Origin of the sequence: Allokutzneria sp. A3M-2-11 16, assembly GCF_024213555.1 — a bacterium.
Lineage (GTDB): Bacteria > Actinomycetota > Actinomycetes > Mycobacteriales > Pseudonocardiaceae > Allokutzneria.
This window is the reverse complement of sequence record NZ_JANAVO010000011.1, coordinates 76,793-99,703: the sequence shown is the minus strand read 5'-3', so window position 1 is coordinate 99,703 and position 22,911 is coordinate 76,793. Positions and strand designations below refer to the sequence as shown.

Below are 22,911 nucleotides of genomic sequence, written 5' to 3'. Positions count from 1 at the left end.
AATCGTGACCCTGGAGGGCACAGTGGCCCGGATCGGCGTGATCAGTTTTTCCGACGGTCGTGACTACGTCCACGACGGCATCCGCGAGTTCATCGCGACCACCGAGGACAAACTGGTCGACCGGCTCACCGCGGCCGGTCACGAGGTGGTGCGCGGCAAGGAGATCGTCGCCACCAACACCGGCGCGAGCGCCGTGGCCCGGCAGGTCGCCGCGGCCGGGGTGGACCTGACCGTCTTCCACTACGCGGTCTGGGCCTTCCCGCACTTCACCATGCTGGCCGCGGGCGCGACGCCCGGACCGCTGCTGCTGCTGTCCAACATCGACCCGGTGCAGCCCGGCATGGTCGGCATGCTCGCCGGTGGCGGTGCGCTGGACCAGATCGGCCGCGTGCACACCCGGCTGTGGGGAGACCCGGACGAGCGCGCGCTGATCGACAAGATCGGCGTCCAGGCCACCGCCTCGTCGGCGGTCGCCTCGCTGCGCGGGTCGACGTTCGGCCGGATCGGCGGGCGCCCCATGGGCATGAACACCGCGGTGGCCAACACCGACCAGTGGCAGTCGGTCTTCGGCGTGGACGTCGAGGAGATCGACCAGTGGGAGATCGTCCGGCGCTCCGAGCTGGCCGACCAGAAGGAGGTCACCCAGGCGCGCGAGTGGCTGGAGACCAACGCGGCCGGGGTGCACTACGACGGCAAGAAACTCACGCCGGAGCTGCTGGAGCGGCAGATCCGCTCGTACCTGGCGATGCGCGAGCTGATCGAGGAGTGGAACCTGGACTTCTCCGGCATCAAGGGCCAGCCGGAGATGACCCAGTACTTCGCCACCATGGACATCGTCGAGGCGTTCCTCAACGACCCCTATGACTGGAACGGCCCCAAGGAGACCCACGTCTGCGCCACCGAGGCGGACATGGACGGCGCGCTGACGATGCAGCTGCTCAAGCACATCGCGCGCACGCCGGTGCTCTTCGCCGACGTCCGGCACTACCACGCCGACCGCGACATCTGGGACCTGTGCAACTCCGGCCAGCACGCGACCTGGTACGCCGCGCGCAGCGACGACCCGCTGGAGAACCTGTCCAAGGTCCACTTCTACCCGGAGGTCTTCTTCTTCCCGGCGGGCGGCGCGTCCGTGCACCACCTCGCGGCGCCCGGGCAGATGACGCTGGCCCGGCTGACCCGCCGCGGCGGGAACTACCGGATGCACCTGATGCTGGGCGACTTCGAGACCTACGACGACGAGACCAACACCAAGCTGATGCGCCAGTCCACCTTCGAGTGGCCGCACGCGTTCGCGCGGCTGGACGCGAAGGCCGACGACTTCCTCTCGCGCTTCGGCGCCAACCACATCCACGCGGTCCCCGGCGATCACCGCGCCGAGGTCAGGGCCGCCTGCGAGCTGCTCGGAGTGGAGTTGGACGAGTTCACCAGGGGGTGAGCGGAGATGCCCGCGCTGCCGGACGGAGTTTCCCTTCAGGAGTACAGCGAAGTCCGAGACGAGGTGAGCGCGGGCGAATGGCGCCATCTCTACGACCCGACGATCGGTGAGGACCGCAACTGGTACCTCAACGACCACACGTTCGTCCGCGATGCCGGTGGCACCTGGCACATGATCGGCATCACCCACGCGGAACCGTTGAACCCGTTGGACGAGAAGCACTTCGCCCACGCGACCGCGCCCTCGCTGCACGGTCCGTGGGCGAAGCAGCCCTTCGCGATGAGCGTCGACCCCGGCTACCACGGAGAAGCGCACCTGTGGGCGCCGCACATCGTCCTCCACGACGGCCGCTACTACATGTTCTACTGCGGCGGCGACGCCGACCACAGCTTCTACGCCATCAACCTGGCCACCTCGACCGACCTGCGGACGTGGACGCGCCACCCCGGCGGACCGCTGTTCCGCGACGGCTTCGACGCCCGCGACCCGTTCGTCACCCGGATCGACGGGCGCTGGGTCATCTTCTACACCGCCACCGTGTACCCGGACGGCGGCAACTTCGTCGTCGCCTACCGCACCAGTGACGACCTGGTGCACTGGAGCGGCCGCAAGTTCGCCTACTCCGAACCGCTCGGCGGGGTGATGACGGAGTCACCGTTCCTGGTGCGGCGCGGCAGCGACTGGTACCTGTTCATCGGCCCACGCCGCGGCTACGTGGGCACGGATGTGTTCCGCAGCAAGGACCCGCTGAACTTCAACGCGAACTCGTGGGTGGGCAACCTGCCCTCGCACGCCGCCGAGGTGATCTTCGCCGAGGGGCGGCACTGGGTCACGCACGCGGGATGGGGCCAGCGCGGGGTGTACCTGGCCCCGCTGAACTGGCAGACCACGTTCCGCGGGGTCCGGGTCACCGCGCCGGACTACCGCGTCGACCTGCAGACCTCGCCGACCTCGGAGCTGCGCGAGCTGTCGGTGCGGATGCGCGACGGCACGTGGCGCAACGTGCTGGACAACCACCACCGCGGCTCCGGGCCGTACCTCGGCATCGGCCTGTTCGGCGCGACCGAGAAGCCGCGCGCCGCCCCGAAGGTCTCCGTTCAGGGTGGAACCGTTGCGCTGCAAGGGGTTCCGATCGGCCAGGAGAAGATCACGGTGGACTGGAAGCTGGACTTCCACGCCGACAGCTTCGACAGCTCGCTGACCTGGCACGTCGCCGCGCCGACCCGGAACCCGTTGTGGGAGCTGGCGTTCTCGATGGACACCTGGCTCGGCACGCTCGGCGACGACCAGGTGTTCCCGCGTCGCGGCGACGCGCCGGGCTTCACCCGCTGGGCGATGGCGACCGGGTTGTCGGTGACGATGGCGATGGCCTACCGCAGGGGCTCCGCGTGGGCGGAGGCCAACCGGTGGTACTCCGACGGGGAATCCTCGATCTGCTGGCAGCCGGTGTGGCAGCCCAACGGCGGCTCGATCGCGCCGGGTGACTACTTCGGCGGCACCTGGCGGATCGGGGTGAGCGCGCGGGCCCGGGACCGCGAGCTCGCCGAGCGGCTGGCCAATGGGATCAACACACACTAGGAGCGTTGGCGTGACGAACGAACTGCTGCTCGGGGTGGACATCGGAACGTCGAGCTCGAAGGGCGTTCTGACCACAGTGGACGGTCGCGTCGTCGCGCGCGCCGATCGTCCACACGGGACGTCAACACCACACCCGGGGTGGTTCGAGCACGACGCGGAGACCGTGTGGTGGCAGGACTTCGTCGAGATCACCAGGGAACTGGTGTCCAAACTGGACGGACGTTCACTGGTCGGCATGGCGGTCAGCGGGATCGGTCCCTGCCTGCTGCCCGCCGACGCTTCCGGCACGCCGTTGCGGCCGGGCATCCTCTACGGCGTGGATACCCGCGCCACCAAGGAGATCGACGAGCTGACCGAGGAGTTCGGCGCGGACGAGGTGCTTGCCCGCTGCGGTTCCCGGCTGACCAGCCAGGCGGTCGGCCCGAAGGCGCGGTGGCTGGCCCGGCACGAGCCGGAGGTCTACGGCCGCACCAGGATGCTGCTGATGGCCAGCTCGTTCCTGGTGCACCGGCTGACCGGGCGGTACGTGCTGGACCACCACTCGGCCAGCCAGTGCACGCCCATGTACGACCTCGGCGCGCGGGACTGGGCGCACGACTGGGCCGCTTCGGTCGCGCCCGGGTTGCCGTTGCCGGAACTGGCCTGGCCGACCGAGATCGTCGGCCGTGTCACCTCGGCGGCTGCTTCGTTGACGGGGCTGCCCGAGGGGCTGCCGGTGACCGCGGGCACGGTCGACGCGTGGGCGGAGGCGGTCAGCGTCGGCGTCCGGTCGCCCGGCGAGACGATGATCATGTACGGCACGACCATGTTCCTCGTGCAGGTGCTGACCGATCCGCGTCCGCACTCCGGGCTGTGGGGGACCTGCGGGGCTTTCCCCGACACCTACACGCTCGCGGCGGGCATGGCCACGTCCGGTTCGGTCACCGACTGGCTGCGCGGACTGGTCGGCGGTGAGTTCGGCGGGCTCGTCGCGTCGGCCTCTTCGGTGCCGCCCGGGAGCCGGGGCCTGTTGGTGCTGCCGTACTTCGCGGGGGAGCGGACGCCGCTGTTCGACCCCGACGCGCGCGGGATCATCGCCGGGCTGACCCTCGGGCACGGGCAGGCGGAGCTCTACCGCGCCGCGCTCGAAGGGATCGGCTACGGCGTCCGGCACAACCTGGAGGCGATGGCGGCCGCGGGCGGGGACGCGGCGCGGCTCGTCGCGGTCGGCGGTGGCACGCAAGGCGGTCTGTGGACGCAGATCGTCTCCGACATCACCGGTCAGCGCCAGGACGTCCCGGCGGAGACGGTGGGCGCGTGCCTCGGCGACGCGTTGCTTGCCGGAGTGGCAACCGGTGCGGCGTCCTCGCCCGACACGTGGAACCCCGTGGCGTCCACGGTGAAGCCGGATCCCGCGCGGCATGAGCGCTACAGCGCCTACTACGCGCGCTATCGCGAGCTGTACACGTCGACGATGGGCATCGCGCACTTCCTGGCGGACGAGCACCGCGCCTCATCCTGACGCCCGTCGTTCGCCCGTTTCGTACTCATAGCGGCCGGTGAGAGCGCTCTTTTCCCGCTAAGAGTACGAAACGGGAAAGCTTTAGGCGGCTGTGCGGTGGCGGCCCGCGGGGCGGACCGGGTTGCGGCCGACGTCTTCCGTGGTGTGCGAGGTGCGCGGGAGCCGGAGGCTCTTCGTGCCGCGGCGGAACGGGTTGCGCGAGCGGCTTCGTGACTGTGCGTTGCCCAGCGCCGGGATCGGGACCGTGGGCGGTTCGAGACCGCGGGCGATCACGACGGGCCCGCGGTGGCGGTGGCGGCCGTGGTACGGCGAGCGCGGCTCGGCCGGGGGCTGCGTGCGGCTGGCGCGGACGGCCTCCGCGGTGCGGTGCGTGCGCCAGGCCGTGACCAGATCGCGCAGCGGGTGCGCGCGGTTGAGGCCGATGAAGGACAGCCTGTTCAGGACGTGGAAGCGGTGCAGCACCGCGAGCGTCGTCATGACGAGCAGGGGCGGCAGGGTGAGCTCAAGCATCGCGGCACGCTCCTCGTGCCACGGGTGGATGCGCGTTGCTGCCCATGCCTCGGGTCACCTCCGGTTGGTGCGGACGACGCAGTGGCGTGCGACCGGAGGAGGAGCGTAATGCATGTTGCACTCCGACTGGCGCATGCAAACGAGTGCGTTTCCGACTCGTCACCCGTTACTACCAGTGACCGTCGTGCTCGCCCTCGGCGCTCCACGCCCACCCCACGCCAATGTCGCGTTTGGGGCGTTGGAGTCCCTGAACGACTCGTTCAGGGACTAAACGTGGGGGGTTGGGGGTGGTTTGAGACTGTGGGGGTGGGGGTTGGGGGGTCTTGAAGACCGCGTCACGCGTGGAGGCCGCCGGTCGCGTTGAGGATCTCGCCGGTGAGCCAGCGGGCGTCGGGGCTCGCGAGGAAAGCGACCACGTCGGCGACGTCGGAGGGCTGGCCCACGCGGCCGAGCGTGGTGAACTGGCTCAGCATCTCCAGCACCTCGGGCGTGTTCGAGGAGAGCAGCAGGTCGGTCTCGGTGGTGCCGGGGCGGACCACGTTCGCGGTGATCCGCCTCGGCCCGAGCTCGCGCGCGGCGACCTGGGTGATCAGCTCGGCGGCGGCCTTGCTGGCGCCGTAGGCGGACGTGCCGGGGAACGGGAGGTGCACGTTCGCGGTGGAGATCGTGATGATCCGGCCGCCGTCGCGCATGTGCCGCGCGGCGTGCTGCACGGCCAGGAACACCGCCTTGGTGTTCAACGCGATGAGCAGGTCGAAGTCGGCCTCGGTCAGCTCGGGCAGCGGCTTGGGGATCGCCGTCCCGGCGTTGTTGACCAGGATGTCGAGCCCGTCGAGGTGTTCGCCCGCGGCCTCGAACAGCTTCTCGACCGAGCCGGGCTCGGAGAGGTCGCACCGGACGCCGTGCGCCTTGCCGCCCTCCTCGGCCACCAGGCGCTCGACCTCGGCCGCAGCCGAAGCGTTGCTGACGTAGTTGAACACCACGTGCGCGCCGTCGCGGGCGAGGCGGCGCACGATCGCCCGGCCGATGCCGCGCGAGCCGCCGGTGACAACAGCATTACGAGTCACAGCTTGCCCCGGTGAACCTCAGGATGTCCACGCCGCGCGCGTTGTCGGCGACGAAGAGGAGGCCACGGTGCCACAGCGGCTGCCACGAACGCGCGTCAGCCGGGCGGAAGTAGCCGACCTGCCTCGGCCTGCTCGGATCGCTGATGTCCAGGAAACGGGTGCCCTGCCCGTAGAAGGACTGCGCGAGGATCTTGCCGCGCACGTCGAGGTAGTGCGCCGAACAGTCCCCACTATTGGGGTCGCTGCCCTCCTGGCCCGCCACGCTCCAGGTGCCGATCGTGTTCAGCCGGTAGGGCTTCTCCGGGGTGGAGCGCCAACCCTCACCGCCGTAGGACCCCTTCAGCGAGGAGATCACCAGCACGCCGTCCGCCGCGCAGCCGTCGGCGAAGTTCTCCTCGGTGGCGAACACGGTCTGGCCGTAGCCCCACGCGCCGACGTCCGGGCCGTCCACGACCTTGCGGCCGACCGGGCGGTAGCTGTTGTGCAGGAACTTGCTGGTCGCGGACAGCTCGGAGATCCCGCCACCGGCGAAGGGCACCGGGTCGACCGCCGTGGCCCTGCGGAACTTGCGCTGCACCGGGTCGAAGCGCAGGCCCTCCGTCCAGTACCCGCGGACCCCGCCGCGGCCGGAGACCCAGGCGACGCCGTCCGCGTCGACCTGCACGTCGTGCGCGTAGTCGGTCTTGCCGTCGTTGCGCGCGGTGTCGATCGGGTTCGGGAAGACCTTGGGGTTGCGCGGGTCCCGCACGTCGGTGACCCACACCGGGCGCCCGCCCCAGTCCGCGGGCATGTGGCTGGCCTTGGCGGGGCCGCCGGTCCACAGGTAGCGGCAGTCGTTGACGCAGCTGGTGGTGTGGCCCGCGGGGATCTCCACGAAGGTGAGCGTGGTGAGCTTCGCCGGATCGGCCGCGTCCACGATGTAGACGCCGGACCTGCCGGTCGCGGTGGTGCCGCCGAACGCGCGCGGATCGCGGGCGAGGAAGATCAGCTTCCGCTCCGGGTCGAGCTCGGTGTCCTCCATCTCCCACATGCCGGGCATCGAGATCTCGCCGAGCGGGCGGGGCTTGGCGGGGTCGGCGGTGATGTCGTAGGACCTCAGCCCGAACTCGCCCGCGACGATCATGACGTCCCGGTGCGGGTGGGAGTACTGGAGGAAGTTGACCGAGATCGCGCCCTGCGCCTCCGGCAGCGTGCCGAGCAGCTCCACGTTCTTGACGGCCCCCTTGTCGGGCACGGTCTTCGCGCCCTTGACTCCTCCTGCGGAGTGCGAATGGCCCGATTCCGGTGCGGTGCCGAAAGCCGGGGCGTCCCCGCACGCCCAGGCGGGCACCCCCATCGCGAGGACGACCGCGGTGATCGCGGTGAGCAACCCGAAGCGCCTCGGCATCACGTACCCCCGTCGATTGATGTCCGTGTGGGAACTTAGAACTGTGAACGATTTCTCTCAAGGGTTTTCGTAGGCTTCAGGCCATGCGTCGCACACTGGCTGCTCTGGCTGTAGGAACGCTCCTGCTGGCGGGGTGTTCCGGCGGCCCGTCCGCCGAGCCCGGCGTGCTCTCCGTGGGCGTGCGCGAACCCACCAGCCTGCTGCCCGGCCGCGTGGCCGACCTGTCGGGGCGCCAGATCGCCGGAGCGCTGTGGGCGCCGCTGACCGAACTGGGCGCCGCGGACCAACCGCCCATTCCGGTCGCGGCCGAGTCGGTCACCGGTCCGGACCGTCTCTTGTGGACGATCGTGCTGCGGCAGGGGTGGCGTTTCCACGACGGGAGCCCCGTTACCGCGCGGTCCTACGTGGGTGCGTGGGAGGCGTCCATGCGCGAGGGCTGGCCGGGCGCGCGGGTGCTCACCCAGCAGCTCCGGGTGGCCGGGCTGCGCGCGGTGGACGAGCGCACCATCGAGGTGCGGCTGCACCGGCCGCTCGGCGAGTTCCCCAAGGCGTTGACCTCGCCCGCCCTGCTGCCGTTGCCCGAGTCGGTGCTCGCTTCGCGGGACTGGGACCGTTTCGCGGAGCGCCCGATCGGCAACGGGCCGTTCCGGCTGACCGCGCCGTGGACGCGCGGCAAGGGGGCTCGCGCCGAACCGTTCGCCGGGTTCGCCGGTGCCGTGCGGCCGAAAGCGCACGGCGTGGACTTCCGGGTGATCAGCGATCCCGCCGACCAGTACGAGCAGGTCGGCGACGGCACGCTCGACCTGGCGACGGAGGTCCCGACCGTCCGGCACGCGGCGTTGCAGCAGCAGTACGCGGACCGGCATTGGAACTGGCCCTCCCCCGAGGCCACCTATCTCGCGTTTCCGTTGGGGGACAAGCGTTTCGCTGACCCATCGGTGCGGCACGCGATCTCGCTGGCCATCGACAGGGCCGCACTGGCGACGGGACCGCTCGGCCACCAGGTCACGGCGGCGGCCTCGTTCGTGCCGCCCGCGCTGACCGGCGAGACGACTCCCGGCACCTGCCGCCCGTGCACGCACGACGCGCAGGCGGCTGGAGTGCTGCTGCGCCAGGGCGGGACGGAACTCCGCGGGCTGACGCTGTACTTCGAGTCGGAGGAGGCGGGCCAGCGCGGCTGGGTGTCGCAGATCGCGGAGCAGCTGCGGTCCGGGCTGGCGCTGTCCGAGGTCCAGGTGCGCGGCCTGTCCGCCGAAGAGTACCGGAAAGCCTTGTCCAGCAAGGCTTTCGACGGGCCCTACGTGTACCGCGCCGATGCCGGGTACCCCAGTCCGCAGGCGTTGCTCGAACCGCTGCTGAGCGGCACCAACTCCGATGTGGACGCGATGCTCGGTGAGGCCGCCGCGGCGGCACCGGCGGCCGCTTCGCGGTACTACCGGCTCGCCGAGAACACCGTGCTGCGCGATCTGCCGATGACGCCACTGTGGAGCGCGCACGGGCACCTCTACTGGGCCAAGGGGATTTCCGGCGTCGTCACCGATCCCACGCGCGGCGTGCTGCTCGACCGGATCGAGGTCCTCGGCCGCCCCTAAAGGCGCGGCGGCTTCCTCAAAGTGCACGCCCGTTCCTGATTCCTTGTTGCGAACGGGAATCTCCCCGACCCTCGGTGTCGAGCCACGCCAGTTCCGCGTGGCACGGCCGTGGGGGTCTGAATGCCTTATCTGACATGGATGGCCGACGTCCTGCGCGATGCGGGACTTCGGGTCGTAGAAGTGGACGGCTGGCAGAGCCGGGGAAATCGCAGAGGTATGAGCGACGTCCGCGGCGTGCTGCTGCACCACACCGGAGGCTCGGGCGCGGGCAACTTCCCGGCGCTCAACTACCTGATCCAAGGTGAGCTGCCCGCCAAGCCGCCGCCCGTGGCCAACCTCGGCCTGGCCCGCGACGGCACCTGGTACACGATCGGCGCCGGGCTCGCGAGCCACGCCGGTCGGGGCAAGTGGCCGGGAATCCCCACCGACAACGGGAATCCCCACCTGATCGGGGTCGAGGCCCAGTCCACCGGCAAGGGGGACTGGACCCCGGAGCAGCTGGAGAGCTACCCGCGCGGCGTCGCCGCCCTCCTCCGCCACCTGGGGCTGCCCGCCGACCGCGCGATCGCCCACAAGGAGTGGCGGCCGGGCGACAAGATCGACCCGGCGGGGTGGCCGGGCGACATCAATGGATTCCGCGACACGGTTCGCGCTTACCTGGAGGACGACATGCCGCTCAGCGACCAGGACATCTACCGCATCTGGGACTTCAAGGCGCACGAGCTGAACAACCCCGCCGCCGTGCACTCCGCCGCGGTGTGGCTGGTCGGCGCCAACATGGGCGCCTGGCAGGCCGAGAAGCAGCTCGTGGGACTGCGCACCGCCGTGGAGAAGCTGGCCGAGGCCGTCGGCTCCGCCCAGGGCGTCAACCCCGACGACCTGAAGAAGGCCATCAGCGACGCCATCGCCGAGGCCGCTCCGCCCGCCCTGGCGGCGCCGGGCAACGGCGAGGGGTGATCGGCCCATGCCTGTGAACCCGACGTATCCGGGCGTCTACATCCAGGAACTGCAGAGCACGGTCCGCACGATCACCGGTGTGCCGACCTCGGTCGCCGCGTTCGTCGGTCCCGCGCTGCGCGGTCCGATCGACAAGCCGGTGCACATCACCAGCTTCGCCGACTTCCAGCGGATCTTCGGCGGGCTGGACCGCAGGTACAAGATGAGCCTGGCGGTCTACCACTTCTACAACAACGGCGGCGCGGAGGCGGAGATCGTCCGGGTCGCCGGTCAGGTGGACGACCCGGACAGCACCAAGCCGGAGGACAAGGTGAAGTCCTACCCGGCGAAGGTCGAGCTGGGGGATGAGCCGCAGACGGGGGAAGGCGAGCCGGGCGGCAACGTGGTGGTCGTGCTGCACGCGTCCGGTCCCGGTGACTGGGGCCGGAACCTGAAGGTCCGGGTCGACCACAACACGATCGAGAAGCTGGACGGGGGCAATCCGGCGAACCCGAGGCTCTACAACCTCACGATCCGGGACGAGGACGCTGATCAGGAGGAGCGCTTCCTCAACATCAGCGTCGACGACACCGACGCGCGCAGCCTGAAGAACGTGCTGGCGGGCTCGCAGCTCGTGGTGCCGGGCACGCCCCCGCCGTCGACGACGCCGCGCAAGGTTCCCTACAAGAGCCTTGACAAAGCGCCCGACGCTGATCAAGAGAAAGACGTGTGGAAGAACCCCAAGTGCCACGCGAGGCTGAAGGGTGGCGAATACGCGGAGCCCGCGCTGGGTGACTACCTCGGGGACTCGATCGCCAAGACCGGTATGAACGCGTTGCGGGACGCGGACATCTTCAACATCCTGTCCACGCCCGACTTCCCGTTCACCCCCGAGACCGACACCGAGCTCGACAAGATCGCGAAGTTCTGCGTCGAGATGCGGGCGATGTTCATCCCGGACCTGCCGCTGGCCTCGATCGCCGCCGCGTCGGCGGAGGCCGACAACTTCCCGATCAGCCGGGCCAACCGGAAGAACGCCGCGCTCTACTTCCCGCAGCTGAAGATGGCCGATCCGACGCAGGACTACGCGGTCGTGGACACCTTCAACTCCGGTGTCATGGCCGGGGTGTGGGCCCGCACGGACGTCGAACGCGGCGTGTGGAAGGCACCCGCCGGCACGGACGCCTCGCTCGGAAGCGTTGTCGCGCCGTCGGTCCAGATGAACGACCTGGAGAACGGGGTCCTCAACCCCAAGGCGGTGAACTGCCTGCGGCAGCTGCCGGTCTACGGGAACCTCTCGTGGGGCGCGCGGACCATGGCCGGGGCGGACGTCGCCAACGACCAGTGGAAGTACCTGCCGGTGCGGCGGCTGGCGCTGTTCATCGAGGAGAGCCTGTTCCGCGGCACGAAGTGGGTGGTGTTCGAGCCCAACGACGAACCGCTGTGGGCCTCGATCCGGCTCAACGTGGGCGCGTTCATGAACAACCTGTTCCAGCAGGGCGCGTTCCAGGGCACCAACCCGGACGAGGCGTACCTCGTCAAGTGCGACAAGGACAACAACCCGCAGAACCAGATCGATCTCGGGATCGTGAACATCCTGGTCGGCTTCGCCCCGCTGAAGCCCGCGGAGTTCGTCGTCATCAGCATCCAGCAGCTCGCCGGCCAGATCCAGGTCTGAGAGGAGTAGGGCGATGCCACAAGTCTCAGCCAAGGGAATCCCGGTCGATCCCTACAAGAACTTCCGGTTCCGCGTGCGGTACTCCGACCGCAGCGACTACATCGCGGCGGTCAGCAAGATCTCCGGGTTGAAGCGCTCGACGGAGGTGGTCAAGCACCGCGCGGGCGGTGACCCGACCACCAGCCGCAAACTGCCGGGGCGCACCGAGTACGAGGCGGTCACCCTGGAGCGCGGGGTCACCTTCGACACGGAGTTCGCCAACTGGGCCAACTCGGTGTGGAGCTTCCGCAGGGCGGGCGGCGGGGTAGCGACGTCACTGGCCACCTTCCGCAGGGACCTGGTGATCGACGTGCTCGACGACGGCGGCAGCGTGGTCTCCAGCTACAGCCTGCACCGCGCGTGGGTGTCGGAGTACCAGGCACTGTCCGATCTGGACGCCAACGCCAACGCGGTGCTGATCGAGCACATCAAGCTGGAGAACGAGGGCTGGGTGCACGAGGGCCCGAAGGGGCCGCCCGCTGAGACGAGCTTCCAAGATCCGTCGTGATCGCGGTGGCTCCGTCGTTCTCCGAAGCGGAGCTGCTGTCCTTGTGGGAGAAGGGTTTCTCCCTCGGGGCGGCGGGCAGGGCGCTGGCGCTGGCCGAGGCGGGCGGCGGTGCCGAGCCGGGCACCGCCGCGGACCTGCCGATCGGGCGGCGGGACGCGATCCTGCTCTCGCTGCACGAGTCCTGGTTCGGTGAGCGGCTGCGCTGCTCGGTGACCTGCCCGTCCTGTCAGGGGCGGCTGGAGACTGAAGTGTCCACTGTGGACCTCCGGGTCTCCGCCGGGACAACGGGTCCGGTCCTCTCAGGCGGGCTGGAGCTGGACGTCCGGCCGGTCAGCACCGCGGATCTGCTCGCGGTGCGGGACCGGCGGGCGTTGCTGCTGCGGTGCGTCCGCTCGGCCAGGAAGGGCAAGCGGGCGGTGCCTCCGGCGAAGCTGCCGGAGGAGGCGTTGGACGCGGTGGCCGCGGCGCTGCCGGAGCTGGACCCGCAGGCCGACGTGTCGCTCGGGATGAGCTGCGCGTCGTGCGCGCACGAGTGGGGCGCGCCGTTCGACATCGCCGGGTACCTGTGGGCGGTGCTGGACACGCACGCCCGGCGGCTGTTGTACGAGATCCACGAGTTGGCGACCGCTTACGGCTGGACCGAGCGTGAAGTTCTCTCGGTCGGTCCGGCCCGGCGGCGGTTCTACCTGGAGGCGGCGCGGACATGACCACGATTCCCCAGCCGGACTTCGTCGGCAGGCTGCTCGGTGACGGCGCCGAGCTGGCCGTGCGCCCGCTGCTGCCCTCGTTGTTCGACCCGGTTCCGGTAGCCGAGCCGTCGCCGGAACCTGGTGTTCAGCACCAGCATCGGCCAAGTCCGCAGCAGAAGGACGCAGAACCGGTGATCCTCCGGCCCGAGGCGGTCGTCCCGGAGCTGGCGCCCGGGCCGGTGGACACGGCGACACCGGTGCACCCGGCTCCGGAGCCTGTGTCAACCCGGACTCCGTTGCCGCGTCCGGAAACGGAGCCGGTGGTCGCGTCACCGCCTGTCAGGGCTGCCCTGCCGGATAGCCCGGCGGCGGTGAGAAAAGACGTTGCACCACAACAGGAAAGCGTCCACGCGCCGAAGGCGGCCGAGGTCCTGCCGACGACTCCGGTCAGGAGGTCGCGACGGGCGCCCATCGTCGTCGCGACAACGCCACCGAAGGAGATCGCGGTGCCGGTTCTCCACGAGGTCGTGAAAAGCGTTGTGCAGCAGGAGAAAGCCGCTGTCACGCCAGTCATCCCGGTAGTCACCCCGGTCGCTCCGGTGGCGCCGATCGCGGAGGCACCGCGGCCGGTGGCGCCGAGGCGGTCGCGGCCAGTGGAACAGACGGTGCACATCACCATCGGCCGCGTCGAGGTCAAGGCGGCCGCCGAGAAGACGCCCGAACGCCGGGCACCGGCACGGCGGCAGCCCACCACGAGCCTGGAGGACTACCTCCGCCGCCGGGGAGGGGGCACGTCATGAGCAACCACCTGGCGATCAGGGCGGTCACCGAACTGCTGCTCGGGCGAATCCAGACGGTGGTGGGGGAGCTCGGGGCGAGAGCGAGCGCGTTCTCGCCGGACAAGGCCGCGGCCGAGGCCACCACACTGGTCAACCTGTTCCTGTACCAGACCACTGTGGACGGTCACTGGCGCAACGAGCCGTTCCCGGGCGCGCGCACCAGGGCGGGTGAGCGGCCGAGGCCGCCGCTGCCGCTGGTCCTGCGCTACCTGGTCACCCCGTTCATCAACCAGGGCGACGACCTGCCCGCGCACGAGCTGCTCGGCGCGGCGATGCGGGAGCTGCACGACTACCCCGAGTTCAGCGGCGAGGACCTGGCCGGGGGCAACGTCAAATCCGACGTCGCCAAGGAGGTCGAGTCGGTGAAGATCTCGCCGATCTCCATCTCCACCGACGAGATCTCCAAGCTGTGGTCGGCTTTCCAGACCCAGTACCGGATCACCGTCGGCTACGAGGTGCGGATCGTGCTGATCGAGAGCAGGCGCGGGGTCCCGGCGGCGCCGCCGGTGCTCCGGCGGGGCAAGGACGATCGCGGACCGGTCGTCGAAGGCAGCGCGGCGCCGCCGTTCCCGTTGCTCACCGCGGCCGACCTCGCCGACAACGACGTGCTGGCCGGGGAACCGTTCGTGCTGCGCGGGCTGAACCTGACCGCCGGTCCGGCCAAGCTCCGGCTCACCCACCCGGTGGTGCCGAAGGCGGTGGAGCTGACGGGTAACCAGATCGCTGTCACCGCAACAGAAGTGCGTGCCGTGTTCCCGAATGATCCCGATCTCGGCGGTGGGCTCTGGTCGGCGGCCGTGCACCTCGACACCCCGGAGGGCGAGCGGGTGACGAACTCGGTGCCGTTGCCGGTGGGCGCGGGGATCACCGCGGGTGTGCCGAGCGAGGTCAGCCGGGATATCCAAGGTGTGGCGACGATCCAGGTCTCCACCAAGCTGAGCGTGCACCCGGGGCAGCGCGCGTTCCTGTTGGTGGGCCCGTACACCGTCACCGCGGAGCCGATCACGGACGCCACGAGGTCGCTGGTCTTCAGGATGGCCAATGCGAAGCCCGGGTCCTACCTGACGCGGTTGCGGGTGGACGGCGTGGACAGCCGGATCATCATCAGGCGCCCGGACGTGCCGCCAGTCTTCGACGAGAGCCAGAAGGTGGTGATCGTCTGATGGACCTCGCCTGGCTCCAGAACAACGACCGCTACCTCTCCGCGTCCCTGAACTGGTTGCGGATGCGGCTGACGCTGGCGATCGACAACCGAACGGTCAGCACCGTGGTCCCGCCGCCGCCCGAGCAGCGCTCGCGTTGGTGGGGATCGAGGCCACAACCCGTTGTGGCGCAACCACAACAGAGGATCTCGCCCCGAGCGGTGGAGCAGGCCGCCGCTGCTCGCACGCAGGCTGCAGCGATCTCGCCGGAGCCGGCGCTGCACACGGTCGCGCGGTTGTTCGGGCTCTCGGACTTCGAGCGGGACACGCTGTTGTTGTGCGCGGCCATGGAGCTGGACCCGGCGTTGGGCGGATTGTGCGCGCAGGCACACGGGAACTCGGGCATGGCGTACCCGACGCTCGGGCTCGCGCTGAGCGTGCTGCCGGAACCCGCGTGGGACGTGGTCGCACCGCATCGCGGGCTGCGCAGGTGGCGGCTGATCGACATCGTGCAGGGCGCGGGCCAGCCCTTGGTGACGGCGACGCTGCGCGCGCAGGAGCGGATCGTCAACTACCTCAAGGGGTTGAACTACCTCGACGACCGGTTGGAGCCGCTGGTCGCGCCGCTGACGGCAAGGGCGGGACTGGCTCTGCCGCAGTCGCAGCTGGAGGCGGTCGCCCTGCTGCGGGACGAATGGCTCAACGGCGGCAACGCTGTCGTGCAGCTCGTCGGCGCGGACGAGGCGAGCAAGCGCCTGGTGGCCGCGCGCGCCGCCGCCGAGGTCGGCCTGGTGCCCTACCGGCTGGAAGCGGCGCTGCTGCCCGCCACACCGTCCGAATTGGACGAAATGGCCCGGCTGTGGCGGCGCGAGGCCGCGATGCTGCCGCTGGCGCTGTGCCTCGACGCCGCCGAGCTCAGCGAGGAGATCGGGAAGTTCTCCCCGGTGGCAAGGTTTCTCAGCCGGATCGGCGGGGCGAACGTGCTCATCGCGCGGGAGAGCTGGCCGGAGCTGGGCAAGCGCACGGTCGTCGTCGACGTGTCGCCGCCCACGGCAAAGGAACGCGCCGAGGCGTGGCGTGGCGAACTCGGCGGCGGCGCGCCCGCGGAGTTGGTCAGCGAGCTGGCGGGGCAGTTCGCGCTCGATGTCGGGGCTATCGCGGAGATCGCCGCCGGAGGCGCGCAGCGGGACCGGTTGTGGCGGGCGTGCCTGCACGGGACCCGGCCGCGGCTGGACTCGCTGGCGCAGCGGCTGGAACCCGCGGTCGGGTGGGACGACCTGGTGCTGCCAGAAGAGGAAATGACCGTGCTGCGCCAGGTCGCCGCGCAGGTGGCCAACCGCGGCACCGTCTACGACGAGTGGGGCTTCGGCGAGCGGATCGTCCGGGGGCTCGGCGTGAGCGTGTTGTTCAGCGGTCCCAGCGGTGTCGGCAAGACCATGGCGGCCGAGGTGCTGGCGGCGGAGCTGGACCTCGACCTCTACCGGATCGACCTCTCCGCCGTGGTGAGCAAGTACATCGGTGAGACCGAGAAGAACCTGCGCCGGCTGTTCGACGCGGCCGAGACCGGTGGCTCGATCCTGCTCTTCGACGAGTCGGAGTCGTTGTTCAGCAAGCGCAGCGAGGTCAAGGACGCGCACGACCGCTACGCCAACATCGAGGTCGGCTACCTGTTGCAGCGGATGGAGGCCTACCACGGCCTCGCCGTCCTCACCACGAACCTGCGCAGCGCACTGGACGTCGCGTTCCTGCGGCGGCTGCGGTTCACCATCGACTTCCCGTTCCCCGGGGTGGAGCAGCGGCGCGAGCTGTGGCGGCGCGCGTTCCCGGCGAACGCGCCCAGCATCGGCCTGGACTTCAACCGGCTCAGCCAGCTCCAGACCACCGGCGGCATGGTCCGCAACATCGCGCTCAACGCGGCGTTCCTGGCCGCGGGCGGCGGTGGCGTGATCACCATGCCGCTGGTGCTCCAGGCCGCGCGGACCGAGTTCCGCAAGCTCGAGATCCCCTTCCAGGAACGGGATTTCGTCTGGACCGGTGATGCGCGATGACCAGGATCGAGGTGCACATCGACCAGCTGGTGCTCGAAGGCGTCGACCGGCGGCACATTGGCGCGATCCAGGAAGCCGTGCAGGCGGAGCTGGGTCGGCTGCTGGGGAACCGGACCACGTGGGCGGATCACCGGGTGCGCAAGGCTTCCGCTGAAGTCCACAGTGGACTTTCCGGAGCGGAGTTGGGCCGGTCCGTCGCGCGGTCGGTGTACGGGGTGATCCCACATGGCCGGTGAACACACGCGGATGGCTCGTGCGGTGCAGAACGAGGACCAGTCGTTCCGCTTCGCCCAGGGCGGTGAGCGCCTGCCCGAGGAGGCGCGCCAGCACATGGAAGCGCGGCTGGGCGGGGACTTCGCTCAGGTGCGGGTGCACACCGACCAGGCGGCGCACCAGGCCGCGGTGGACCTCGGTGCCGAGGCGGCGACGGTCGGCGACCACATCCTGTTCCGCGACGGCCACTTCGGGTCCGACCTGTTGCGGCACGAGCTGGCACACGTGCTTCAGCAGCGGCATGAAACCGTTGGTGGAGAACAGATCGCGCCCGGCCTCAAACTGGGCAGCGAGCGCTTCGAACGGGAAGCCGACGCAACGGGACCCATGGTGAAGTCCGGCGGTGGAACCCGTGAGCTGGTGGTGCAGCGGAGCGAGGTGCCGGAAGGCGCTGGGGAACCCGCGCTCGGTGACTGGCGGGAGTCTGACCGTCTCAACTGGACGGACACGTGGAAGAAGGCTTGCAAGCACAACCTGGAGAACGTGCGGAGGGACCAGTACCACCAGGTCGCGGAACGCCGGGACTTCTACCGCTGGTTCTTCGAGGAGGTCACCAAGAAGGGCCATGAGACCAAGTGGCCGCTCGCCGCGTACGCGGTGGCCAGTGGCGCGGCCGAGGTGGTCGACACGGGAGGCGCGAAGGAGAAGGTGTCCCCGATCACCAACGACATCCAGGCGATGGTCCGGCAGGGCAACCAGGTCATCTTCGACGACGTCCTGCCGAAGCTGAAGGCCCTGTGGGAGTTGAAGGACCCGCTCAAGGGCGACGCGGCGACCGCATGGGACGCGCACACCCTCGCCGAGGAGCAGAACCTGATCAAGGGCGTGTACAGCGAGGCTCCGGAGGCGGCCAGGACCGGGTTCGGGGAGCTGGCATCGGGCCGTGGAGCCCGGCTCAACGCGGGCAAGACCTTCGGGCTCGGCAGGATCGAGGGATTCCCGATCGAAGGCCACCCGAGCGTCATCGGCGGGGAGATGCCCAACTTCACCGGCGACATCATGAAACCCGAGGACCGGTGGAAGTACGGCATGCGGGTGGGCGCGCACTTCTCCGCCCCGCCGACGAGACGCCGCCTGTTCAGGGCCGACCGCGCCCCCGCCCCCGATCCGACGACCTCGATGCCCCAGGTGGGGCCGGACTACACCGGCGGGGCCGCCCTCGGCCGGGTCAACACCATGCCGAAGCTGCACCAGCTCGACGCGTTCCTCAACGACCTCGACGTGAAGGAACGCGAGGTCGGCGATCTCATCCGGGCGCTCCCGGCCAACGAGCAGCGGTTGTTCGACAAGAGCCCGTGGAGGCTGCGCAAGCTCGCCGAAGCGCTGAGCCGCGAGGAGATGGAGTACGCGCTCCACCTCAGCACGCACATTCCGGACAAGGTCAAGGCCGACTTGATCAAGGCCGCGGGGGACTGAGGGGGTGCGTCATGGGGGATGAGCGCGAAGCGAAGAAGGTGCCTGCCAGCCCGGCCGCGACGGCGTGGCGGCCGAAGCAGGCCGGACCGATGACGGCTGGACCGACGATGACTGGACCAGGCGCGACGGCGATGCAGGGCGACTTCAGCTCGGTGCCGTCGCTCGGCGGCGACCTCCGGCTGAACATCGCGTCGTTCGACGGGTTTGACAAGGGCGGGGCGAAGGTCACCGCGATGCACCGCAAGGACGCGGAGTTCGTCGCGATGCAGCTGACGAGTTGGCTGAGCAGGACGCCCGGCATGCGGTTCTGCATCATCGGCCACGGCTCGGTGGACCTGGGATCGCGGCGCGCCAACGAGATCCGGCGGCTGCTGATCGCGGCGAAGGTCCCGGCGCACGTGCTCACCGTGGACACGATGCCCGGAGCGGATGACGGCCGCGTCGAGATCAGGGTGCTGAGCGGGCTTCCCGACGCACCGCCGCGGCCGGTTCCCGACATCGGGCTCACCACGCTGCCGTCGGCGGGACCGGTCCGGACCCAGCCGACGTTGCCGTCCGCTCCGGCGCCCACACCCGGTTCGCAATGGCGGAAAGACCCCGATCCGTTGCCGCGAGGGAAAGAGCCTGAGCCGACCAGGCCAGGTAGCGCGGGTGACGTCCTCAAGGCGGGGAGCAAAGTTCCCGTCGCCGCCACGGCGATCGAGCTGCTGACGAAGGTCGCCGAACAACGCTGGCGCGAAGCGGTCACCAAGATGAAGGCGGGCGAGTGGGTCGCGCTCGGCGCGGTGGCCGGGAGCCTCGCCGGTGGGCTCACCGTGGGCTCCATCCAGGACCCGGAGGTCGGCGAGTTCGTCGTGCGGATGATCAAGACGATCAGCCCGTCGCTGCCGGTTCCGGGCGCGGACAAGGTCAAGGTCCAGTTCCTGCCGAACTACTCGCGGAGCACGGTCGGTCCCTCGGACATCGGCATCAGCTTCCAGATCACGGGGAGCTTCTGATGACGTCACGGGAACCGACGCGGAAGCAGGACGCGGCACCGACGCGGAGGTTGGTCGTGCCGCCGAACGCGGTGCCGCCATTCGGCATCACCCCGCTGAGCCTTCCGTTGTCCGCACTGTCCCAACAGGACAGACAGCAGCTCGCGTCAACACTGGAAGCTCAGGTGGGCCGCAAGGATTCGAAGCTGACCCAGTTCCAGATCTTCGAGCTGCGCCACTACGCCGTCCTGCTGCGTTCGGCGACCGTGCGAGCCCTGCCGATGGTGCAGAAGCGCCGTGGTGCGCTCGACCGGAGAGACCCGGAACAGCCAAGGCGCGGCGAGGAAGTCGATCCGACGCGGCCCTTCCAGTGGTCGGATCTGTTCCGGCTGCTGGGAGAGGTCGGCCTGGACGACGTCCTCAGCCGGTACACCTCGGTTCTCGACCGGGCCTTCGAGAAGGTGTTCGGGTTCGACCCGGACCTGAAGCTGGAGACCCTGGCACCGACCGGGACCGTCCAGCCGGAGGCCGAGGAGCCCGACGGCGCCGCTCCGGAAGCGGAGCACGGCAAGGACCAGTACAAGCCCGATGGCGGCACCGCTGTGGTGAGTGGGAGATTTCCGTGAGCGTTCAAGGGATTTCGCCGAAGGTGGTGCGCGGCGGCTTCGTGCTGTCCTACCCGGGCGGGCCGCGGCGGGTGATCGTGTTCCAGTACAACCCGGACACGCTCACCAGGACGATGAAGCCGCAGGTGCCCCCGGACGAGCCGGGCGACCGGCTGGAGGCGTTGCGGCTCAAGGGACCGCCGCAGGAGAACTACAAGTTCGACGCGGAGATGGACGCCGCCGACCAGCTGGAGCGACCCGAGGTGGAGCGGCACGGGCTGCACCCGGCGCTGGCCGCGCTGGAGGCGTGCTTCTCGCCGACGCTGGCGCAGCTGAACCGGGAGAACGACCGGGCGGGCGAGGGCGTGCTGGAGATCGAGCCGATCGAGGGGCCGCTGACCCTGTTGGTGCTGGGCAGAAACCGCGTGATCCCGGTGCGGATCACCGAGTTCAGCGTCACCGAGGAAGCCTTCGACATCGAGCTGAACCCGATCCGCGCCAAGGTGTCCATCGGCGCACGGGTGCTGACGGTGGACGACGTCGGCTTCTCCCACCCCGCGGGGTTGCTGTTCAAGAAGAACCTCCAGGCGCGACAGGACCTGGCCGCCCTGCACTTCACCGGCGGGGGCGCCGAGGCCGCCGCACTGGACCAGCTGGCCGGAGGCTGAGCGATGTTCTCGATAACCAGTCGTTACCTTGGACTTCCGACCGCGGAGCTGGCCCTGCCGGACGGCCGCGTGGTGACCTACGTGCGCAGGCGCATCCTGCCCGATCCGAACTCGCTCGGAGTGGTCGGAGAACACGTGGTCGCGCCCGGCGAGCGGCCGGACCACATCGCGCACAAGGTCTTCGGCGACGCCGAGCTGGCGTGGCGGCTGGCCGACGGCAACGGCGCGTTCGAGCCCGAGGAGTTGACCGTCCATCCGGGACGGAGGCTGCGGATCACGCTGCCGCAGGGGATTCCGGGCAGCGGCGGCGCGGGCTTCTCGCTCGGCGCACCGCCCACTCCACCGGCGGGTGGCCATGTTCACTGACCTCCAGGTGCGCCTGCTCATCGGCAAGGTGGCGGTGATCCCGGCGCCCGCCGCGCTGACCGACGCGCTCCAGTCCATCCAGGTGACCACCAGCGACGGCTCGCGCTCCGGCTTCCGGCTGGACTTCGCCGTCAGCAAGCGCTCGATCATCACCAGCACGCTGATCCCCGCCGGGCTCTTCGACCCGAAGACCAGGGTGATCCTGGTGGCGATCGTCAAGGGCATGCCGCAGGTGCTGGTCGACGGCGTGATCACCCGCCAGGACATGAACCCCGGCAACGATCCCGCCGGGTCCACCTTCACCGTCACCGGCGAGGACCTGAGCCTGCTGATGGACCTGACCCACGAGCACTCCTGCTACCCGGGGCTCCCGGTGCAGGCCGCAGTGATGAAGGCGCTGACCAAGCCGAAGTACCTGATGTACGGGATCGCGCCGGTCGCCGTCAGCCCGGTGATCCAGGTGACCTCCAGCATCCTCAACAAGATCCCGATCCAGTCGTCGACGGACCTGGCCTACGTCAGCGGGCTGGCCAAGGACGTCGGTTACACCTTCTACGTCGAACCGGGTCCGCTGCCCGGGACGAACGTGGCGTACTGGGGACCGCAGGTGCGGGTCGGCGTCCCGCAACCGGTGCTGACGGTGAACTCCGGCACGGCGTCCAATGTGGAGTCACTGAGCTTCAGCTACGACGGGCTGTCGAAGGTGCGCTACACCGTGCCGGTCACGCTGCCCGACACCAAGATCGGGTTCGACATCTCGGTACCCGACATCAGCCTGCTCCAGCCGCCGCTCGCCCCGAAGCCCGCACTCGCGCTCCGCGAGAAACCCCTTGAGGAGACGCACAAGGCGGACTTCGCCGAGGCCGCGGTGCTGGGCCTGGCGCGCACGCAGAACGTGGCCGACGCGATCAGCGGCCAGGGCAAGCTGGACGTGCTGCGGTACGGCCACGTCCTCAAGGCCCGCGGCCTGGTCAGCGTGCGCGGCGCCGGGATCGCCTACGACGGTTTCTACTACGTCAAGAGCGTGAACAGCGAGATCAAACGCGGTGAGTACAAGCAGAGCTTCACGTTGAGCAGGGACGGCCTTGGTCCCCTGAGCCCGGTGGTGCCGACATGACCGAGATGAGCACTGGGGGCAACGACCTCCAGCAGAAGAAGTACTACGGCCGCTACAAGGGCGTGGTGCGCAGCAACTTCGACCCGCTGGACCAGGGGCGGCTGCTGGTCGCGGTGCCGGAGGTGCTCGGCAACGACCCGTGCATCTGGGCCTCCCCGTCGACCCCACTGTCCACTTTGGGCGGTGGTGGTGCGTACATGCGGGCGCTCGAAGGCGCGGGCGTGCTGGTCGAGTTCCTGGACGGCAACCTCGACTATCCGATGTGGACCGGCTTCTGGCGCGGCACCTTCGCCGACACGCCCGCGGCGGTGAAAACGGCCAACCCCAAGGCTTCGGTGATCGTGCTGGCCACCTCGGCGAAGAACTCGCTGGTCATCGACGACACCCCGGGGGTGGGCGGGATCACGCTCAAGGTCGGCGCCTCGGAGATCTCGGTGACCGAGCAGGGGATCAAGCTCCGCTGCGGTGGCTCGTCGATCGAGCTGCTGCCCACCGGGCAGGTCAGCGTCAACGGTCCCGCGCTGACGGTGCTGTGAG

General features: G+C 69.7%; 22 protein-coding genes. 19 read left to right on the top strand and 3 right to left on the bottom strand.

Annotation, left to right across the window (positions count from 1 at the left end):
* The first annotated feature begins 22 nt into the window (after positions 1 to 22).
* Genes NLX83_RS33540 through NLX83_RS33530 form a run of 3 tightly spaced genes read left to right on the top strand, consistent with a single transcriptional unit; the run spans position 23 to position 4,517 of the window.
* On the top strand, positions 23 to 1,438 hold the full coding sequence (locus NLX83_RS33540; protein ID WP_254239267.1) for an L-fucose/L-arabinose isomerase family protein: 1,416 nt from the start codon (positions 23 to 25) through the stop codon (positions 1,436 to 1,438).
* 6 nt (positions 1,439 to 1,444) lie between these two features.
* Positions 1,445 to 3,016: a family 43 glycosylhydrolase gene (locus NLX83_RS33535; protein ID WP_254239266.1), complete on the top strand. Its 1,572-nt coding sequence runs from the start codon at positions 1,445 to 1,447 to the stop codon at positions 3,014 to 3,016.
* Positions 2,997 to 4,517 (top strand): FGGY-family carbohydrate kinase, encoded by a 1,521-nt coding sequence (locus tag NLX83_RS33530; protein ID WP_374118842.1) that lies wholly within the window; start codon positions 2,997 to 2,999, stop codon positions 4,515 to 4,517. Before NLX83_RS33535 ends, NLX83_RS33530 begins: the two co-directional genes overlap by 20 nt.
* Before the next feature lie 81 nt (positions 4,518 to 4,598).
* Here the strand turns inward: NLX83_RS33530 and NLX83_RS33525 are convergent, their stop codons facing one another.
* The 3 genes from NLX83_RS33525 to NLX83_RS33515 all read right to left on the bottom strand — a co-directional run bounded on the left by NLX83_RS33525 (position 4,599) and on the right by NLX83_RS33515 (position 7,481).
* Positions 4,599 to 5,027: a hypothetical protein gene (locus NLX83_RS33525; RefSeq protein ID WP_254239264.1), complete on the bottom strand. Its 429-nt coding sequence runs from the start codon at positions 5,025 to 5,027 to the stop codon at positions 4,599 to 4,601.
* 335 nt (positions 5,028 to 5,362) lie between these two features.
* The gene (locus NLX83_RS33520; RefSeq protein WP_254239263.1) at positions 5,363 to 6,094 is read right to left on the bottom strand and encodes an SDR family oxidoreductase; all 732 of its coding nucleotides are present in this window, start codon (positions 6,092 to 6,094) and stop codon (positions 5,363 to 5,365) included.
* Positions 6,084 to 7,481, bottom strand: coding sequence for an LVIVD repeat-containing protein (locus NLX83_RS33515; protein ID WP_254239262.1), 1,398 nt, complete (start codon positions 7,479 to 7,481; stop codon positions 6,084 to 6,086). Before NLX83_RS33515 ends, NLX83_RS33520 begins: the two co-directional genes overlap by 11 nt.
* An 83-nt stretch (positions 7,482 to 7,564) precedes the next feature.
* Here NLX83_RS33515 and NLX83_RS33510 point away from each other — a divergent pair, with 83 nt between their 5' ends.
* The 16 genes from NLX83_RS33510 to NLX83_RS33435 all read left to right on the top strand — a co-directional run bounded on the left by NLX83_RS33510 (position 7,565) and on the right by NLX83_RS33435 (position 22,910).
* Positions 7,565 to 9,073, top strand: a complete 1,509-nt coding sequence (locus tag NLX83_RS33510; RefSeq protein ID WP_254239261.1) for a peptide ABC transporter substrate-binding protein — start codon at positions 7,565 to 7,567, stop codon at positions 9,071 to 9,073.
* Between the two features lie 216 nt (positions 9,074 to 9,289).
* Positions 9,290 to 10,030 (top strand): peptidoglycan recognition protein family protein, encoded by a 741-nt coding sequence (locus NLX83_RS33505; protein ID WP_254239260.1) that lies wholly within the window; start codon positions 9,290 to 9,292, stop codon positions 10,028 to 10,030.
* A 7-nt stretch (positions 10,031 to 10,037) separates the two neighbouring features.
* The gene (locus NLX83_RS33500; RefSeq protein ID WP_254239259.1) at positions 10,038 to 11,687 is read left to right on the top strand and encodes a phage tail sheath family protein; all 1,650 of its coding nucleotides are present in this window, start codon (positions 10,038 to 10,040) and stop codon (positions 11,685 to 11,687) included.
* A gap of 13 nt (positions 11,688 to 11,700) precedes the next feature.
* Positions 11,701 to 12,234 (top strand): phage tail protein, encoded by a 534-nt coding sequence (locus NLX83_RS33495; RefSeq protein ID WP_254239258.1) that lies wholly within the window; start codon positions 11,701 to 11,703, stop codon positions 12,232 to 12,234.
* Complete coding sequence (locus tag NLX83_RS33490) at positions 12,231 to 12,941, top strand: hypothetical protein (RefSeq protein WP_254239257.1); 711 nt, start codon at positions 12,231 to 12,233, stop codon at positions 12,939 to 12,941. Before NLX83_RS33495 ends, NLX83_RS33490 begins: the two co-directional genes overlap by 4 nt.
* Entirely contained in the window at positions 12,938 to 13,723 is a 786-nt protein-coding gene (locus NLX83_RS33485; protein WP_254239256.1) for a hypothetical protein, read from the top strand. Before NLX83_RS33490 ends, NLX83_RS33485 begins: the two co-directional genes overlap by 4 nt.
* Positions 13,720 to 14,925 (top strand): DUF4255 domain-containing protein, encoded by a 1,206-nt coding sequence (locus NLX83_RS33480; RefSeq protein ID WP_254239255.1) that lies wholly within the window; start codon positions 13,720 to 13,722, stop codon positions 14,923 to 14,925. Before NLX83_RS33485 ends, NLX83_RS33480 begins: the two co-directional genes overlap by 4 nt.
* Entirely contained in the window at positions 14,925 to 16,952 is a 2,028-nt protein-coding gene (locus NLX83_RS33475) for an ATP-binding protein (protein WP_254239254.1), read from the top strand. The genes NLX83_RS33480 and NLX83_RS33475 overlap by 1 nt, the downstream gene beginning before the upstream one ends.
* The gene (locus tag NLX83_RS33470) at positions 16,949 to 17,188 is read left to right on the top strand and encodes a hypothetical protein (protein WP_254239253.1); all 240 of its coding nucleotides are present in this window, start codon (positions 16,949 to 16,951) and stop codon (positions 17,186 to 17,188) included. Before NLX83_RS33475 ends, NLX83_RS33470 begins: the two co-directional genes overlap by 4 nt.
* Positions 17,178 to 18,641 carry an eCIS core domain-containing protein gene (locus NLX83_RS33465; protein WP_254239252.1) on the top strand — a complete coding sequence of 488 codons (1,464 nt, stop codon included), beginning with the start codon at positions 17,178 to 17,180 and terminating at the stop codon, positions 18,639 to 18,641. Before NLX83_RS33470 ends, NLX83_RS33465 begins: the two co-directional genes overlap by 11 nt.
* Before the next feature lie 11 nt (positions 18,642 to 18,652).
* A complete protein-coding gene (locus NLX83_RS33460) occupies positions 18,653 to 19,639 on the top strand; it encodes a hypothetical protein (protein WP_254239251.1) in 987 nt (328 codons plus the stop codon).
* Entirely contained in the window at positions 19,639 to 20,244 is a 606-nt protein-coding gene (locus tag NLX83_RS33455) for a hypothetical protein (RefSeq protein ID WP_254239250.1), read from the top strand. Before NLX83_RS33460 ends, NLX83_RS33455 begins: the two co-directional genes overlap by 1 nt.
* Entirely contained in the window at positions 20,241 to 20,891 is a 651-nt protein-coding gene (locus NLX83_RS33450; protein WP_254239249.1) for a hypothetical protein, read from the top strand. The genes NLX83_RS33455 and NLX83_RS33450 overlap by 4 nt, the downstream gene beginning before the upstream one ends.
* A gap of 3 nt (positions 20,892 to 20,894) precedes the next feature.
* Complete coding sequence (locus NLX83_RS33445) at positions 20,895 to 21,257, top strand: LysM domain-containing protein (protein WP_254239248.1); 363 nt, start codon at positions 20,895 to 20,897, stop codon at positions 21,255 to 21,257.
* Complete coding sequence (locus tag NLX83_RS33440) at positions 21,247 to 22,374, top strand: hypothetical protein (protein ID WP_254239247.1); 1,128 nt, start codon at positions 21,247 to 21,249, stop codon at positions 22,372 to 22,374. The genes NLX83_RS33445 and NLX83_RS33440 overlap by 11 nt, the downstream gene beginning before the upstream one ends.
* Positions 22,371 to 22,910, top strand: coding sequence for a phage baseplate assembly protein V (locus tag NLX83_RS33435; protein ID WP_254239246.1), 540 nt, complete (start codon positions 22,371 to 22,373; stop codon positions 22,908 to 22,910). Before NLX83_RS33440 ends, NLX83_RS33435 begins: the two co-directional genes overlap by 4 nt.
* The last annotated feature ends 1 nt before the right edge of the window (position 22,911 follow it).

What these genes read in the sequence shown, in the direction of transcription:
- NLX83_RS33485 (WP_254239256.1), top strand. Translation starts at nt 12,938, where the DNA reads ATGACCACGATTCCCCAGCCGGACTTCGTCGGCAGGCTGCTCGGTGAC.
- NLX83_RS33465 (WP_254239252.1), top strand. Translation starts at nt 17,178, where the DNA reads ATGGCCGGTGAACACACGCGGATGGCTCGTGCGGTGCAGAACGAGGAC.
- NLX83_RS33525 (WP_254239264.1), bottom strand. Translation starts at nt 5,027, where the DNA reads ATGCTTGAGCTCACCCTGCCGCCCCTGCTCGTCATGACGACGCTCGCG.
- NLX83_RS33535 (WP_254239266.1), top strand. Translation starts at nt 1,445, where the DNA reads ATGCCCGCGCTGCCGGACGGAGTTTCCCTTCAGGAGTACAGCGAAGTC.
- NLX83_RS33505 (WP_254239260.1), top strand. Translation starts at nt 9,290, where the DNA reads ATGAGCGACGTCCGCGGCGTGCTGCTGCACCACACCGGAGGCTCGGGC.
- NLX83_RS33495 (WP_254239258.1), top strand. Translation starts at nt 11,701, where the DNA reads ATGCCACAAGTCTCAGCCAAGGGAATCCCGGTCGATCCCTACAAGAAC.
- NLX83_RS33510 (WP_254239261.1), top strand. Translation starts at nt 7,565, where the DNA reads ATGCGTCGCACACTGGCTGCTCTGGCTGTAGGAACGCTCCTGCTGGCG.
- NLX83_RS33435 (WP_254239246.1), top strand. Translation starts at nt 22,371, where the DNA reads ATGACCGAGATGAGCACTGGGGGCAACGACCTCCAGCAGAAGAAGTAC.
- NLX83_RS33445 (WP_254239248.1), top strand. Translation starts at nt 20,895, where the DNA reads ATGTTCTCGATAACCAGTCGTTACCTTGGACTTCCGACCGCGGAGCTG.
- NLX83_RS33515 (WP_254239262.1), bottom strand. Translation starts at nt 7,481, where the DNA reads ATGCCGAGGCGCTTCGGGTTGCTCACCGCGATCACCGCGGTCGTCCTC.
- NLX83_RS33470 (WP_254239253.1), top strand. Translation starts at nt 16,949, where the DNA reads ATGACCAGGATCGAGGTGCACATCGACCAGCTGGTGCTCGAAGGCGTC.
- NLX83_RS33500 (WP_254239259.1), top strand. Translation starts at nt 10,038, where the DNA reads ATGCCTGTGAACCCGACGTATCCGGGCGTCTACATCCAGGAACTGCAG.
- NLX83_RS33455 (WP_254239250.1), top strand. Translation starts at nt 19,639, where the DNA reads ATGACGTCACGGGAACCGACGCGGAAGCAGGACGCGGCACCGACGCGG.
- NLX83_RS33475 (WP_254239254.1), top strand. Translation starts at nt 14,925, where the DNA reads ATGGACCTCGCCTGGCTCCAGAACAACGACCGCTACCTCTCCGCGTCC.
- NLX83_RS33440 (WP_254239247.1), top strand. Translation starts at nt 21,247, where the DNA reads ATGTTCACTGACCTCCAGGTGCGCCTGCTCATCGGCAAGGTGGCGGTG.
- NLX83_RS33460 (WP_254239251.1), top strand. Translation starts at nt 18,653, where the DNA reads ATGGGGGATGAGCGCGAAGCGAAGAAGGTGCCTGCCAGCCCGGCCGCG.
- NLX83_RS33530 (WP_374118842.1), top strand. Translation starts at nt 2,997, where the DNA reads ATGGGATCAACACACACTAGGAGCGTTGGCGTGACGAACGAACTGCTG.
- NLX83_RS33480 (WP_254239255.1), top strand. Translation starts at nt 13,720, where the DNA reads ATGAGCAACCACCTGGCGATCAGGGCGGTCACCGAACTGCTGCTCGGG.